This window comes from Schnuerera sp. xch1, from assembly GCF_019931165.1.
Taxonomy (GTDB): Bacteria; Bacillota; Clostridia; order Tissierellales; family Tepidimicrobiaceae; genus JAIOUP01.
Genome location: NZ_JAIOUP010000021.1, coordinates 27,302 through 42,393, shown reverse-complemented (window position 1 = coordinate 42,393; position 15,092 = coordinate 27,302). Strand labels below are relative to the sequence as shown.

Annotated in this window: 14 protein-coding genes; 1 reads left to right on the top strand and 13 read right to left on the bottom strand. The window is 32.8% G+C overall.

Annotation, left to right across the window (positions count from 1 at the left end; all coding sequences use genetic code 11):
• Window positions 1-88: 88 nt before the first annotated feature.
• Genes K8M07_RS11685 through K8M07_RS11665 form a run of 5 tightly spaced genes read right to left on the bottom strand, consistent with a single transcriptional unit; the run spans window position 89 to window position 4,746 of the window.
• Window positions 89-808 (bottom strand): ABC transporter ATP-binding protein, encoded by a 720-nt coding sequence (locus K8M07_RS11685; protein ID WP_223379131.1) that lies wholly within the window; start codon window positions 806-808, stop codon window positions 89-91.
• The gene (locus K8M07_RS11680) at window positions 809-1,576 is read right to left on the bottom strand and encodes an ABC transporter ATP-binding protein (protein ID WP_263282546.1); all 768 of its coding nucleotides are present in this window, start codon (window positions 1,574-1,576) and stop codon (window positions 809-811) included.
• A 20-nt stretch (window positions 1,577-1,596) separates the two neighbouring features.
• Window positions 1,597-2,610: a branched-chain amino acid ABC transporter permease gene (locus K8M07_RS11675; protein ID WP_223379127.1), complete on the bottom strand. Its 1,014-nt coding sequence runs from the start codon at window positions 2,608-2,610 to the stop codon at window positions 1,597-1,599.
• Window positions 2,611-2,613: 3 nt separating this feature from the next.
• The gene (locus K8M07_RS11670; RefSeq protein WP_223379125.1) at window positions 2,614-3,507 is read right to left on the bottom strand and encodes a branched-chain amino acid ABC transporter permease; all 894 of its coding nucleotides are present in this window, start codon (window positions 3,505-3,507) and stop codon (window positions 2,614-2,616) included.
• Window positions 3,508-3,531: 24 nt separating this feature from the next.
• The gene (locus K8M07_RS11665; protein ID WP_223379123.1) at window positions 3,532-4,746 is read right to left on the bottom strand and encodes an ABC transporter substrate-binding protein; all 1,215 of its coding nucleotides are present in this window, start codon (window positions 4,744-4,746) and stop codon (window positions 3,532-3,534) included.
• Between the two features lie 350 nt (window positions 4,747-5,096).
• Here K8M07_RS11665 and K8M07_RS11660 point away from each other — a divergent pair, with 350 nt between their 5' ends.
• Window positions 5,097-7,208: a methyl-accepting chemotaxis protein gene (locus tag K8M07_RS11660; RefSeq protein WP_223379121.1), complete on the top strand. Its 2,112-nt coding sequence runs from the start codon at window positions 5,097-5,099 to the stop codon at window positions 7,206-7,208.
• Between the two features lie 35 nt (window positions 7,209-7,243).
• Here K8M07_RS11660 and K8M07_RS11655 read toward each other — a convergent pair whose 3' ends face one another.
• From K8M07_RS11655 to K8M07_RS11620, 8 genes are all read right to left on the bottom strand, one after another.
• Window positions 7,244-8,449, bottom strand: a complete 1,206-nt coding sequence (locus tag K8M07_RS11655) for a phosphopentomutase (RefSeq protein WP_223379119.1) — start codon at window positions 8,447-8,449, stop codon at window positions 7,244-7,246.
• Between the two features lie 11 nt (window positions 8,450-8,460).
• Window positions 8,461-9,636 carry a YhfX family PLP-dependent enzyme gene (locus K8M07_RS11650; protein ID WP_223379117.1) on the bottom strand — a complete coding sequence of 392 codons (1,176 nt, stop codon included), beginning with the start codon at window positions 9,634-9,636 and terminating at the stop codon, window positions 8,461-8,463.
• 14 nt (window positions 9,637-9,650) lie between these two features.
• Window positions 9,651-10,739 (bottom strand): aminotransferase class V-fold PLP-dependent enzyme, encoded by a 1,089-nt coding sequence (locus K8M07_RS11645; protein ID WP_223379115.1) that lies wholly within the window; start codon window positions 10,737-10,739, stop codon window positions 9,651-9,653.
• A gap of 13 nt (window positions 10,740-10,752) precedes the next feature.
• Window positions 10,753-11,661 carry a phosphotriesterase gene (locus K8M07_RS11640; protein ID WP_223379112.1) on the bottom strand — a complete coding sequence of 303 codons (909 nt, stop codon included), beginning with the start codon at window positions 11,659-11,661 and terminating at the stop codon, window positions 10,753-10,755.
• A gap of 14 nt (window positions 11,662-11,675) precedes the next feature.
• A complete protein-coding gene (locus tag K8M07_RS11635) occupies window positions 11,676-12,746 on the bottom strand; it encodes an amidase family protein (protein WP_223379110.1) in 1,071 nt (356 codons plus the stop codon).
• 269 nt (window positions 12,747-13,015) lie between these two features.
• Window positions 13,016-14,296, bottom strand: coding sequence for a YhfT family protein (locus tag K8M07_RS11630; RefSeq protein WP_223379108.1), 1,281 nt, complete (start codon window positions 14,294-14,296; stop codon window positions 13,016-13,018).
• Window positions 14,297-14,316: 20 nt separating this feature from the next.
• The gene (locus tag K8M07_RS11625) at window positions 14,317-14,679 is read right to left on the bottom strand and encodes a DUF2620 domain-containing protein (RefSeq protein WP_223379106.1); all 363 of its coding nucleotides are present in this window, start codon (window positions 14,677-14,679) and stop codon (window positions 14,317-14,319) included.
• Between the two features lie 12 nt (window positions 14,680-14,691).
• The gene (locus K8M07_RS11620; RefSeq protein WP_223379104.1) at window positions 14,692-15,057 is read right to left on the bottom strand and encodes a PRD domain-containing protein; all 366 of its coding nucleotides are present in this window, start codon (window positions 15,055-15,057) and stop codon (window positions 14,692-14,694) included.
• Window positions 15,058-15,092 lie beyond the last annotated feature (35 nt).

The window sequence follows — 15,092 nt, the reverse complement described above, 5'->3', positions numbered from 1 at the left end:
TAAAAAACAGGTCTTAGCGCTAGCGCTCTAAGACCTGTTTTACTTTTTTGGGCTTTTCTATTTTGAAACAGCCCCTTATTTCACATACTTATTTATTTCCAACGGATTCTCCTAAATAAGCTTGTTGTACTCTATCATTTTTCAATAGGTCTCTACCAGTGCCTTCAATAACTAAACTTCCGGTTTCGAGCACATATCCATAATCTGCTATTTCCAATGCTTTATTGGCATTCTGTTCTATTAACAATATGGTATTTCCTCCTTCATTTAACATCGTAATTATTTCAAATATATCCTTTACTAGGATTGGTGCAAGACCTAATGAAGGCTCATCCATCATTAACACCTTTGGTTCTACCATCAACGCTCTACTAACAGCTAACATCTGTTGTTCTCCTCCTGAAAGGGTTCCTGCTTTTTGCCAACTCCTCTCCTTTAATATTGGAAACATATCATAAACTTCTTTCATTATATTCTTTATGCCTTCATTGTCATTCCTAGTATATGCTCCCAATATCAGATTTTCTTCAACCGTTAGATTAGCAAATACATTTCTGCCTTCTGGAACCATTACTATTCCCTTCTTAACAATATCTACTGTAGAGAGATTTGTTAAATCTTCGCTATCGTATTCAACAGTTCCATCAGCTTTATCAACCAATCCCATAATAGCTCTCAGGGTAGAAGACTTGCCTGCTCCATTCGCACCTATTAAAGTCACTATTTTATTATCTTCTACAGATATATCTATTCCTCTTACAGCATGAATACCTCCATAATTAACATGTAAATTAGATATTTTCAACATCTATTCCACCCCCAAATAAGCTTCTACAACCCTTTGATTGTTTTGTATTGCCTCTGGGTTCCCCTGAGCAATTAACTCTCCATGATCTAATACGAAAATCTCTTCACATATACCCATTACCACTTCCATATGGTGCTCTATTAAAAATATGGTTAAATCAAACTCATCTTTTATATCTAATATAAATTGCATCAATTCTCTACTCTCTTGAGGATTCATCCCCGCTGCAGGTTCATCTAATAATAACAATCTCGGATTAGTAGCTAATGCTCTAGCGATTTCCAATCTTCTCTGCTTACCGTAAGGAAGAGAATGGGCTTTTTCGTCTTTTTCTTGTAATAAACCTACCCTTTCCAATAGATAGAGAGATTTTTTTAATATCTCTTTTTCCTCTTTAATATAACCAGGAAGTCGTAATATGGACGAAAATACATTGGATTCAATTCTCAAATGGTTGCCAATAAACACATTATCGAGTACAGACAAATCCTTGAACAACCTAATATTTTGGAAGGTTCTACACACACCAAGCTTTGCTATTTCATCTGGTCTCAATCCTGATATTACATGTTCTCTATCATCAGGATTAAATATAACTCGTCCTTCTGTTGGCATATAAACACCAGTAACTACATTAAATATTGTAGTTTTCCCTGCACCATTAGGACCAATTAATCCAACTATTCGTCCTTTTTCTATATTTGCATTAAAATTATTTGCAGCTATAACTCCACCAAACTTCATAGTCATATTCTCTATTTTTAGCATTATTCTCATTCACATCCTTTTTAGTTTCCTTTCAATAATCTATCCTTTCTGAATATAACTACTGCCATAAGGATCATTGAAAAAATAACCATTCTCATTCCTGGAATTCCTTCTAACTGAATAAATCCTAAATTGATAGATTCGTCTAAGAACCTTAGTACCTCCATTGCAGCGGTAACTATAATAGCAGAAATAACAGTTCCTTTAATATTTCCCAGTCCTCCTAATACCATTATCAACAATATATTGAATGTTAAAGTAATCCTGAACATATTAGGGTCAATGGTTCCCAATAAAGAAGCCATAAGCCCTCCAGCAACACCTGCTAAAAATGCACTAAATGTAAAGCTCATGACCTTATGCCTGAATAGATTTATTCCCATGGATCTAGCTGCTATTTCATCTTCCCTTATAGCTTTAAAGGCTTTTCCATAGCTTCCTTTCATTAAAAATACCATAAACCCAATAGTTATAAACGCCATTGCCCAACTCCATAACACATTTGTATTGTTTGGAATTGCTTTTAATCCCAGAGCTCCATTGGTTAAAGATTGCGTATTCGTAAAAACAACTCTAATTATCTCTGCAAACCCCAAGGTAGCTATAGCTAAATAATCATCAGTTAGTCTTAAAACAGGTGCTCCTATCAAAAATCCAAATACACCTGCTATTATCCCAGCCATTATCAAAGAAGGAAAGAACCACCATTCAACATTAGCTAGAAATGGTAATATTGGTTTCATAAAAAAGTTCATCACTTTGTCTTCGGGAGCAATAGTAAGTATAGCTACAGTATATGCCCCTATAGCCATGAATCCTGCATGCCCTAAAGAAAACAGTCCTGTGAATCCATTGATTAATTGCATACTAAGACCTAATATTACATAAATACCACAAAGGCTAGTAATTCTTTTTATATAATCGTTATCAGTAAAATTGATAACAATTAATGCAATTATTAAAATGACAAAGCTGATAAAAGTTCTATTATCAATTAATTTTTTGCTTTTAGCTGTTTTCATATTAGCTTTCATAGTCTACACCTTCTCCGTAGTTTTTTCTCCAAGCAAACCTGTAGGCTTAACTAAGAGTATGATAATCAAAAGTACAAATGCAAAAGCATCCCTATATCCTGTCAAATTAGAGAAAAATGCAACCAATAAAATTTCACCCAATCCTAATATAAAACCTCCTAAAACAGCTCCACCTATATTTCCTATTCCACCTATAACCGCAGCAATAAAGCATTTAATTCCAGGCATAGCGCCCATAAGAGGTAATAGCTGAGGATATTTAGTTCCCCACATTACTCCTCCAACTGCTGCCAAAAATGATCCAATAAAAAAAGTAATGGAAATAATCTTATTAACATCTATCCCCATTAATCTTGCAGTTTCATAATCTCTTGATAGAGCTCTCATTGCCATTCCAGTCTTGGTTTTATTAATAAAATAGGTAAGAGCTATAAGCAATATAATAGTAATTGTAGGAATTATAAATGTAATTATGTTAATAGATACTCCTCCTAAATTTACCACCTTATTCAAAACATCAGGGATTGGGAAGGCCTTAGGCCTCCCCCCAAATACTACTATTCCAAAATTTTGTAAGAAAAATGAAGCTCCTATAGCTGAGATTAAAACTGTAATTCTTGGTGCATCCCGCAATGGTTTGTATGCGATTTTTTCAAGGAGGAGACCAATTAATCCAGTAAGTACTGAGGCTAAAATAAACACTAGCCACCATGGAATAGATGTAAACATTATTCCATAAAATGTTAGATAACCTCCTAACATGAATATATCACCATGAGCAAAGTTTATAAGCCTTAATATTCCATAAACCATAGTATATCCTATTGCAATCAACGCATATAAACTACCTAATGAGATACCATTGGCCAAATGCTGCAAAAAGTCCATACCGCTCATATTCAGTCCCCCTTATATATCTGATTAGTTAGGATCAACAGTAGTTAAATATACAAATTCTCCATTTTCAACTCTCTTGATTATTGCACTCTTTACTGCATCTCCGTTTTCATCAAGAGTTATATAACCTGTTGCTCCTGTAAACCTTTCAGTTTCTGCAAGAGCATCCTTTATAGCTTGTGGCTCAGCAGAATTAGCTCTTTCAATAGCATCCATAATAACCATATACGCATCATATCCTAATGCAGCAAATGCATTAGCTTCCTTATCATATTTCTCTCTATATTGATTTAAAAATTCCTCAGATAATTCTGTCACCGGCGCTTCTGCTGTAAAATGTGTACTAAATACTATACCCTCTACTGAATCTCCACCGATTGATAGAAATTCAGGAGATTCCCAAGTATCTCCACCTAGTATAGGAGTATCAATACCTTGATCTCTTGCTTGCTTTATCAACAATGCACATTCACCATAGTTTCCTGGTGCAAATATTACATCAGGATTTTTTGATTGAACATTAGTAATTTGAGCAGTAAAATCCTGATCACCAGTGTTGTAAGAAGATGTTTCCAATATTGCATCTTCATTTCCTGTTAATTCAACAAAAGCATCAACAAAATATTTACTTAATCCTACAGAATAATCTTGAGTGACATCCTGTATAATAGCTGCAGTTTGTGCTCCTAATTCATTTACTGCATAATTAGCCATTACAGTTCCCTGGAATGGGTCTATAAAACAAACCCTAAAGTAATAATCATTATTTAATGTAACTAATGGATTTGTTGGAGAACACCCAACCGCTGGAACCTGATTCTCTTTAACTATATCCCCTGCTGCCATGGATAGGGAGCTTCCATAACTACCAATAATTGCAGATACTCCTTCCTTTTCAATCAATCTGGATACTGCATTGGCAGCTTCTACTTTGTCAGATTTGTTATCTACAATAACTATTTCTACTTCTTTACCTAATACCTCAGGCATAGTCTCGTTAGCTAATTCAATTCCTTCTACTGTCATCTCTCCGCCTGCTGCGTTTACTCCTGTTATAGGTTCAAATACTCCTATCTTTATTACATCTGATGACCCTGATGCAGTATCCCCGCCTGTCTCCTCTGATGACTCTAATTCAGTATCCCCACCTGTCTCTTCAGTCGCACTATTACCACATCCCGATAATAACGAAATGATTAACACTGCTACTAAAAGTAATAACCCCAATCTTCTTTTCATTTTAATACCTCCTATTTAATAATTTCCCCATACCTCACGGGATACCCAACTAACAGTATTTTGTTGAATGTTATGTATATTACGATAGTTTTTTTAAAACTTCCACTAATCTAAATTTTCAGTATATTCAAAGTATATACCTTTATATAGGTATTTGTCAATATCCTCTAGTAAACAAAACCATATTTATGTTCATATATATTCAATATATTAGTAAATATACTTTTATTGTTTTAGAATATTTTGATTTACTCTATATTCCTCTATTTTTTTCAAAAAAATAGAGGATTTTTATAACTTTTATATAATAAGTAATAATAAAAATTTTACCATAAAGGAGTTGTAATTTAATGGATCTTAAATCAATAAAGAAACCTAGACCAAAAAAAATCAACCTTCCTAAGTTTAAAACAAATAAAACTATTAAAAATGCAAAAAAAGAAAAAAGTATCCGTAGGAAATTGATACTCTCTATCACTATTATATTGATAGGCATTACTGCTTTAGTAGGATTAACATCATATCATATTATAAAAGACGAATTAATACACTCATATAATGAACTATTATATAATAAGGCTATAGATTCTGCTCAATTAGTAAATGAACAGATTAAAAGTTATACTCTTTCTATTGAAACATTAGGAAATTTAGATACTATTGCAAATCCTGAAATTCCTGCAGAAGAAAAATATGAATCATTGATCATGGAAAAAGATAGATTGAAATTTTCTCAAATTGGTCTAGCAGATACACAAGGAAATTTATTACTAGATGATGGCACCAAAATAGATGTTTATGAAAAAGAATTTTTTAAAAGAGCCAATTTCGGTGAAACATATTTTTCTCAACCTCAAATTAATACTCTAACTGGGAAATCCGAAGTAATAATATCAGCGCCTCTAAAATTTGAAGGCATAAATATAGGTGCTATTATAGCCTTTAAACCTGCTTCTGATTTCTATCAAATAGCTGATAATATTAAATTTGGTGAAAATGGCTATGCCTATATATTAAATGAAACAGTTGATATTATTTCCCATCCAACAATAAAAATTGATGCAGCTAATAATAAGGATTCAAGTGGAATTATTAATTTCAGTGGGTTAAAAGATAGAGTAACTACTGAATATATAAATGAAGCTACTACAATGGAAGAGCAAATACAAGCTGGAGAGTCAGGAACTGGTACGTATTCCATAGATGGAAATGTTGTACATATAGGATATTCGCCTATTGAATCAAAGGATTGGACCTTAGTAGTAAGTGTAGATGAATCGGAAATATTATCAGGTATAAATAATTTAACACAAATTTTAATATATGTTGTATTATTTGCTATTGCAATAGGTATAGTATTTTCATTGTTATTCAGTAAAAACATAGCAAAACCTATTGCTAAGATTACAGAATACGTATATAAACTTTCTCAATTAAATTTTAAGGATGACATAGATAAAAAATTTTTATCCAGAAAAGACGAACTTGGTAGAATGAGTAATTCCCTCCAGATAGTAATGGACAACATGCGCAAATTTACAGATGAAATACAACAATCATCTCACCAAGTAGCAGCCTCTTCAGAAGAACTGGCAGCTATATCAGAGGAATCTACAGCCACAGCTACAAATATAGCCGAATCTTCAAATGATATTGCAGAAGACTCTAATAAGCAGCTAAACGAAATTTTAAATATTACTTCTTCTATAAAAGAAATATCATCGCAAATAGATAATGTATCAACTGAAACCAAAAATACAGAAGATCTAAGTATAGAAATTTTCAATAAAACCAAATTAGGTAAAGACAAGATAAATGAAGTAATTACACAAATGAACAATATAGAAGATAGTACTTTAAACGTCAAAACTTCATTAAACGATATATACAAAAGTTCTAAAGAAATGGATCAAATGTTAAAAATAATAGAAAATGTATCAGAAGAAACCAACCTATTAGCACTAAACGCTGCTATAGAAGCAGCTAGAGCCGGAGAACATGGAAAAGGTTTTGCAGTAGTAGCTGATGAAATTAGAAAGTTAGCGGAGGAAACCCAAAGATCTACTAAAGATATCCAAAAGATAATCAATAATAACAACCTATTAATACAAGGAGCAAATGAAAAAATGGATTTTAATAGCAAGGAAGTGGAACACGGAGTGACTAGTGTAAACGAAACCAAGGTAGCTTTTGAAGAAATTGCTAATTCTATTGAACAAATAGCACTAAAAATTCAAGAGATTGTTCAAGCTACTCTAAATGTAGAAAAGCAAGTAGAATCCCTAGTCAAATCTTCTACTAATATTGAAAACATGTCTCAAAATATAGCATCACAAATTGAAAATTCTTCCGCAGCATCTGAAGAACAAATGGCAGCTATGGAGGAAATTTCATCTTCTACAGAAAGCCTATCTACTTTAGCAGAAGAATTACAAACATTGCTAAGTAATATAAAATTATAATATAAAAATCAGCCCTTCAAGGGCTGATTTTTATATTATAATTTTATAAGCTTTAAAAAACTACTTCCATTTTCAGTTTCTTCTACTCCAAAATATTCTGCAATAGTTGCAGCGATATCTGATAAAGTTTCTCTCTCTCCTAAATTTATTCTTTTTAAGTTTGTTCCATATACTAATAGGAATGTCTTTTCTCTAGTATGTTGACTAAAACCTATGGTTGGATCATTGCCATGGTCTGCTGTTATAAATAATATATCATCTTCATCCATATTCTCCATTATCTTTCCTATAAACTTATCTACAATCATTACCTTTTCAGCATATCTATCAACATCTTGAGCATGACCTGCTAAATCAGTTTCCTGTACTGTTGAAGAAACTATTCCTTCATTCATCTCTATCATAGATTCTAGGGTTGACTTCATCACCTTTTCTGTATCCACAGCTGGAATTCTCTTTGCATTTTTACATTCGATTACATCTTGCATCTTACCTATTAAAGTCACTTCATAGTTATTTCTAGCCAATATGCTACTTATTTGCATTTTTGGATTTACCCCATATCCTAAATGTCTACTCAAATAGCCTTTTTTATATACTCCAGATTTTGGTGAATTAACTCCTGTCAATCCATCTTCTCTGGTCTCAATACTATTTAATATATTATCAATGGTTACTCCTTCCCCGCCAAGAGCTATTACCCTATTTACTTTCACAACATCTCTTACCTTTTGCCCTATATCTATTACATCTTCAAAGGATATATAATCTAAAGGAGCTGATACATTGTATATTTGGCCATAATCTGTTTCTATATTGTCCGCTACTACCACCAAATCATCCACTAGAATATATGGTTTATCCTTATCAGGTGATGTAACTTTATGTCCTTCACTTTCTAACCTTTCTATAACCTCATCTCTAAAATACTCAAAAGGCTCTAATAGAGGTTTTTTAGGTTTAGTTCCCATTATTTCTTGATGTCCTACATAACTGTCTGCACCATAATGTTGAAGGTTTAATACACCATAACTTCCTAAACTATTCATGTCTTCCAATCTATTATGTTTTAGTATATTATTAATACCCAATCTCTCAAAATTAGGTATTTCTATTTTTTTAGCCTTATCCAACAGATGTATAAATGTATTTGCGCCTACATCTTGAGGCCTTGTTTCATGAGCATCTTCCATATACCCTACACCTAAACTATCTACAACTAATACAATGACTCGTTTCATATTATCACCTCTTATTTTATCCTGTTCCCAAGACTATCGTATATTCCAATCAACTTTGGATTTCCTCCTTTTATTCCTTTTACTAACGCAACCTCAGATCTAGTTACAAAAATTTGAGTTCTAAATGCGTAGATGACTGTATCTCCTACATTTACGTTTTTATTATCTATTTCCAATGCTCCATAATAGTCTATATTTGTTGGAGTCAATTTTTGAGCATTTAATACATTGTTTAAACTCTCTTCTAAATTCTTTCCTACTAAAGCCTTTTTTACATGTCCTCTTCTGTAATATCCTCCACCATATGCATAAGCTTTTCCATCAAATATATGGGATATCTCACTAACGTAGACAATAGATGGTACTTCTATTTGATCTATATCTGCATTTATTGGCATAGTTCCTGTAAAAGCATGACCTGGTTCACCGTGAGTTCCTCCAATTCCTTTTATTAGTGGAATAGATTCTACAGAATTTGCACTAGGAGCATTAATATGTTTAATGTTCAAATTTAACTCTTCTCTCAATCTTTTTGCACTATCAATCAAAGTTTTGGAGTTAGGAGTTTTTACTGTTCTTTTTTCTTCCGAATTATATAAAAAACAAGGGAATGCTGTAACTCCAACTATCCTTACTCCTTCCAAATTCATTATCTCTTTAGCAGATTCTATTAATTCTTTAGGTTTAAATCCGCCAGTTTGCCCTTCATATATTAGATTGTCATCATCTATTACCTTTAATAATATATCTTGAACTTTCCCCTGTTTTACAGCCTCTCGAGAAATCTCCTTGGCTTTTTCAATAGTAAATACAGTAACCACTTCAGGATTTAAGCTTATAATCTGTCCAATCATATTAGACGGGATTTGAACTAGATGACCTACATTCCCTATTTTTATATTATTTTTAGCAAGAGTAATAGCTTCCCAGGGGTCAACTGCCACTGCTTTATCTATCCCAATTTCAGCTATCCTTCTAGCTATCTCTGAATTTCTTCCTATCTGTTTGGTCATCATATATAGTTTAATACCGTTATTATCTGCTATCTCCTTTATATTCTTTGCATTTTCAACTATATTATCAACATCTAACACATAGGTATTAGGATTAATCTTCCCTTCTTGATGGAGATTAATGCTAATGTCTATTAAAGCTAAATTTCTTCTAATTGTTATATCTAAAAACATTTAATCACCTCAACTTATACCTTAGATACTGCTTCGTCTAAAACTCTTATTATAGTATCTGCCCCTGCTCTCATTGGATTTATTCTAATCATGTAATTTCCTAGTATAGGATTAACCTCTAGAAAAGTACCTGATACTCTATAAAACATTCCAGTAACTTCATATCTAGATTCTGCCCCTACTGGATGGGGAGCTCCTCCCAGAAGATTGGCATTTTTTAAAACCTTTTTAGCTATTGGTCTTTCAAACTCTACAAGTATTACTCTTGACTGAGCATTCGCTATAAATGCCGACTTTACACCGCCTATTTCCCCTCTATTAATCCTTTTTACCACTTCATTACCTACTTCTTTCTGTATAGCCAACATTACCGGTGCATATACCATAGATCTTAATGCATCCATAGCCTCATAGCCTTGTACCTGACTACCCCCAGAATAATTCATCTCCTTTATTCTGTCTATAGTCTTCTTATCACCTACTACACAGCCTATCCCTTCTGGTCCCAATAATTTAAACAAGGAAAAGGCGCTAATATCAGCTCCACTTTCAACTCCTATCTTTTCAACCTTCATAACCACATAATTATCATCTACTAATATATATGAATCCTTATTTATTTCTTTAAGCTTACCTATAACTTCTTCTAAATTATATCTATCATCTATCCTTTGTCTTGAGTGTTGTATGAGACAAAAGTCTATATCCTTAATTTCATTTTTATCAAAACTATCTATATTATTAAAATCCATCTTAATTGTTTCAAGTCCCATAGACTCTATGATGATCTTAGTCGTAGGATATATAGGAGCATCATGAATTAAAATCTTATCATTATGCCTAATCTTTGCATTTATCACATTTCTTATTGCTCCAGTGCCTGCACCTCTTACTAAGATACATGCTTCTTTATTAAAAAAATCTGCTATTACTTTTTCTACCTTTTCAGTATAATTCGGCTTGCCAAGTCCTGGTACTACTCCATAATCTCCCGAACTTAAGAACTCATCTCCTCTGAAGTGTCTATGAATTGTATCTACTAATCTAAATTGAAATTCTTTAGCCTTTTCTAAATCTATAGTTTCTACAGGATATGTTTGCATGTCTACCCACCTCCTAAATGTCTAATAATCTCTTTGGATTTTCTATCAATATATGATCTATTTGCCCCTGCGTAATGCCATGAGATATGGCCATTGGAATAAAAGTTTCAGAGATATAATTATATCCAATTCCACCGTTTTTCTTTAAGTGGGACTTTCTGGTCATATCCTGAGCTATAACTATTTGATCTATATGTCCTCTATCTATTAAATTTTTAATATGAGCAATTCTCACTTCATCCTTTTCATATTTCAACTTCCCTATAGTATCAAAACCCAAATAACATCCTCTATCTGCTATTCTTAGGTGATAATCATAATCACAATTTAAATCCACGTGTCCTATCAATACTTTAGATATATCCACTTTATAATCCTGAAATAAATTTAATTGTTCCAATGCCATAGTGCCTAAAGTAGTATGGGTAAATAGAGGGTGCCCAGTCTCTAGATGTGCATATGCGGCTGCCCTTAATACCTTTAGCTCAGTTTCTGTAATATTTTCCTTACTGGTTCCAACTTCACCTATTACATGTGCCTTTACCCCAGTATCATCTATTCCACTTTGAATTTCATCTGTTATGATCTTTGCAATCTCTCTATAGTCTAGATTATATACTTCGTCAGGGAAAAAAGGTTCTTTATAATATCCTGCACTTGGTATTATATTTATACCAGTTTCTTCCCATATTTTTGTTAAAACCTCTATATTCCTTCCCATCCCTCTGTTTGTCACTTCCACTATTGATGATATTCCAGACTTTTTTAGTTCATTGATTTCCTCTACAACATCTTCTATATCATCTAATTTTGCATCATTATCCTTTTTTATATGAGATAAATCCACATACAGATGTTCATGTATATATGTCTTCCCCAATTGTTCTTTTCTCATTATTCCACCTATGGTAGATATACTCATTTAAATCTCTCCTTTTATATAAAACCGCCTTTATCTCTGTTGTATCCATTTATAAAGTACCTTCTAAATAGCTCAGGAACAGAAAAGAGGGGCATTATTATCTTCCCTATTGATATGGCCATACTTCCATAATTCAATCCTTCCTTACCTATTATCAAAATTCCTTTTCCTAACTCTCCGGTAGGAATTGTAACTGCTGTTGCATTTATCATATTTGCAACCTTAAGTAGTTCTTTCCCAGAAGAATTTTGTATATCCTTACCTGTATTTCCCCAGGTGCCTAATACTGAATCCCCTAATCCAAATAAATCAATAGGACCTTCTTCTGTAATGACTAAGTCCATATCATCATTAAATATTTCATTACAACGATCTATTAAATACTCCCTATCACCCTTATCTTCAATTTCAACTCCTTTAAACTGCATTGAACATTCAAGATGTCTAACAACTTTTCTTATACTTTTATTTTCTATTCTATTCCTAGGAATAGCTATTTTAAAATTTTCTTCTACACCAGGTAGATTTACAATGTTTTTTATTACATCAATACACAAACTATAATCATGACTTATGACTCCTAATCCTGACAAAAAAGAAATCTTATCGGTAGAAACTTTTCTTTTACTTCCTCTCAAACCTAATCCTTTTCCCATAATGCTATAGAGTCCTGTACTTATAGCCGGAGCTAATACAGATCCTCCACCATCAGTACCTAAAGCAAAATCATTAATTCCTAACAATATATTGGCACATCCACCACTGGTAGAACCAGTCATAACATTTCCAGTTAAAGGATTTATTATATCCACATCTATAGCTCTCCCACCAAGAGCCATCTTATCTACGGTATGAAAAAGGTATCCATTATCCACTAACCTATCTACAGTGTCTCTACTTATTTGATTTGTATTCTTCACTCCAAAGGTAATTAGCTTTTTAGAGCTATCTTTTCTCAATATATTTGCCCCTTCATCTATTACATCTTCTCTACAATATTCAACTGTTTTACCAATAGAGTCTTTAGCCTTTAATACAGATTTACTGATTTTAACCATTTGATCTATAACATTTTTTTCATCCATAAAATCCAACCCCTTTTTACAATTGACATTTTTAGGGTCAAACAGACTCTATAGTCAATAGCTAACAATTACAGGTACAGTTCTCTTAGTTTAAGGTTACATATATCTAAGATTAATAAAACGGTAAGACATATCTAGAAAGATAAGCCCCAAATCTTAAATGAGAAATGGCGTTCTTTCTAAATATGCCGTAACCTTTTCAATAATCTTGCCTTATTACGTATCTCCAGTATAATTCAGTCTAACCTTAAAATTAATTGTAAATTGATTTAGCTTGGTATATTATATAGTCCAATTACACTAAATATATTTACCAATATTCCTACTACAATCGCTGCGATAGGACCTACAGCCATTTTAACAATTGGTCTTCCTGCTATTTCATTTAGTATAAATAAACCAACTACTGCAAAGATTCCAAGCCCTGGTGCTATAGCATTAGCAGCATTCACACCGCCTACTAATAATGCAACTTCTAATAATGCAGTCATAGCATTCCTTATATTGTCTCCTGCACTTCTAATCCCAGGGTATTTATCCAGTCCATTTGCTAATTTATCAAGAACTAGTACTTCTAAACCAATCATAAATACTCCTAATATAAATGAAAGAATTGGATTTTTTACAAAAAACCCTATTGCAAATACAAAAGTCATACCTGCAGGTCCATAAACTCCTGTAGAAATTGCAGTAGATGCAATCAATGGAATAAAGCCAATACCTCTTGCTAAAGCTGTAAATCCCGCATCAGTAAAGTTACCTTCTCCAGCTAAACTTAGAGAAATAGGATCTCCAGCAATCATACTGTAAGAAGTAGCTGCTGCCACCAAACCACCTGTAATCATTAAAACAACTATATTCTTTCTTATTCTCTTCACTCTTTCTCCAAATACCGAGGATAAGTCTACACCCTCTTCTTCTGATTTTTCCCTTATAGCAAAGAATAATAGAACTATCATACCTGCTATAAGAGCCATACCTTCAGAATTTAATGCTATTTCTGCAGTACCTAAAATAATAGGACTTATCAACACAGCAATTTGTCTAGCTACTAGCGAAATCACTAAGTTAAGTAATCCTTTCTTTGCTCCATATTGATAACCAGTTGCTAAAGCTGGGAAAACTGCAAATGAAACTACCACTGGATCACCAACAGCACCTAAACTTTCAATAAAATTAACAGGTAAAAAGTTAAACAAATTGACTACAGCTTCCAATCCTGTTACTATTCCAATTCCATATAGACCACCTAGTATTCCAGCTAAAATTGTACCCTTATTGTTAGCTGGTGTAAAAGTTCCTATAATATCTGTTCCTAAGAAAATACTATGAATAAGTACAATACTACTAGTTAGCGAAAATGGAATCCCAAAACCTATTACTAATCCAAAACTCATAGCAAAAGCTGTAGCTGCTAATTCCTTTCTAGACATTCTGCCTTCTAAATTTTCAGGCATAACAGGTCTTAATCCATCATTAAATACTGCAATACCTTTATTGGCCATTATTGCCCCAAGAACACCAATGGCAGCTACTATTACCATTTCCATTTCATTACCCCCTCAATATTTTATTCTTTCTTCAAAAGTTCCCTCATAAGAATAGGAATAACCTTTTCATAATGGTCTCCAGTAAAGCCAAAGGCTACTTTACCATCTTCTACTGCTTTTACAATGTCGTCTTCCTTAGGAAGTCTTCCTGGCATTGATAGAGTAGCAGTTTTCCCTCTTGTTAAAAGAGCAATAGCCATGCTTAATGCTCCACCACCACCAGTGTGACAAGCTCCAACATAATAATCAGCTTTTCCTAATTTTACATCATTAGCTGCTTGAATATCTGTTTTTATTTCAACTTGTACTTCATCTCCGACAATTTCTTTGATTAGATTGGCTATATTCTGTTTTTCTACCTGTCCACCTACAACTATTTTCATTATTACCACCTCCTATTTAAATTTTTGAATTAGAGTAGAAACATGTAATGCAATATAATCCTTTTCAGCTTGTGGTATTTCAATATCAAGTTTCCCCTCTATTTCAGAATAATATTTAGGCATTTCATTATATATTTCTGTTTCCTTTACTTCCTTGAAAATTTCTTCATCTATAGCATCAATTTCTTCTCCTCTCTTTATTCTTCCCAATGCCATAGCTAAGTGACTTACCAACATAGAACCATTCTCTTCAGTTACCTTCAATGAATAATTCTTTTCTATTCTCTCTATAAAATCTATAACTACGTCTTTTATGGATTCGTCTATTTCTCCTGAATCCGTTAATAAATTCAATCTTAACATCAAGTTATCATCCATTTTAATACCTCCACTATTTAAAATGATTGTACAGT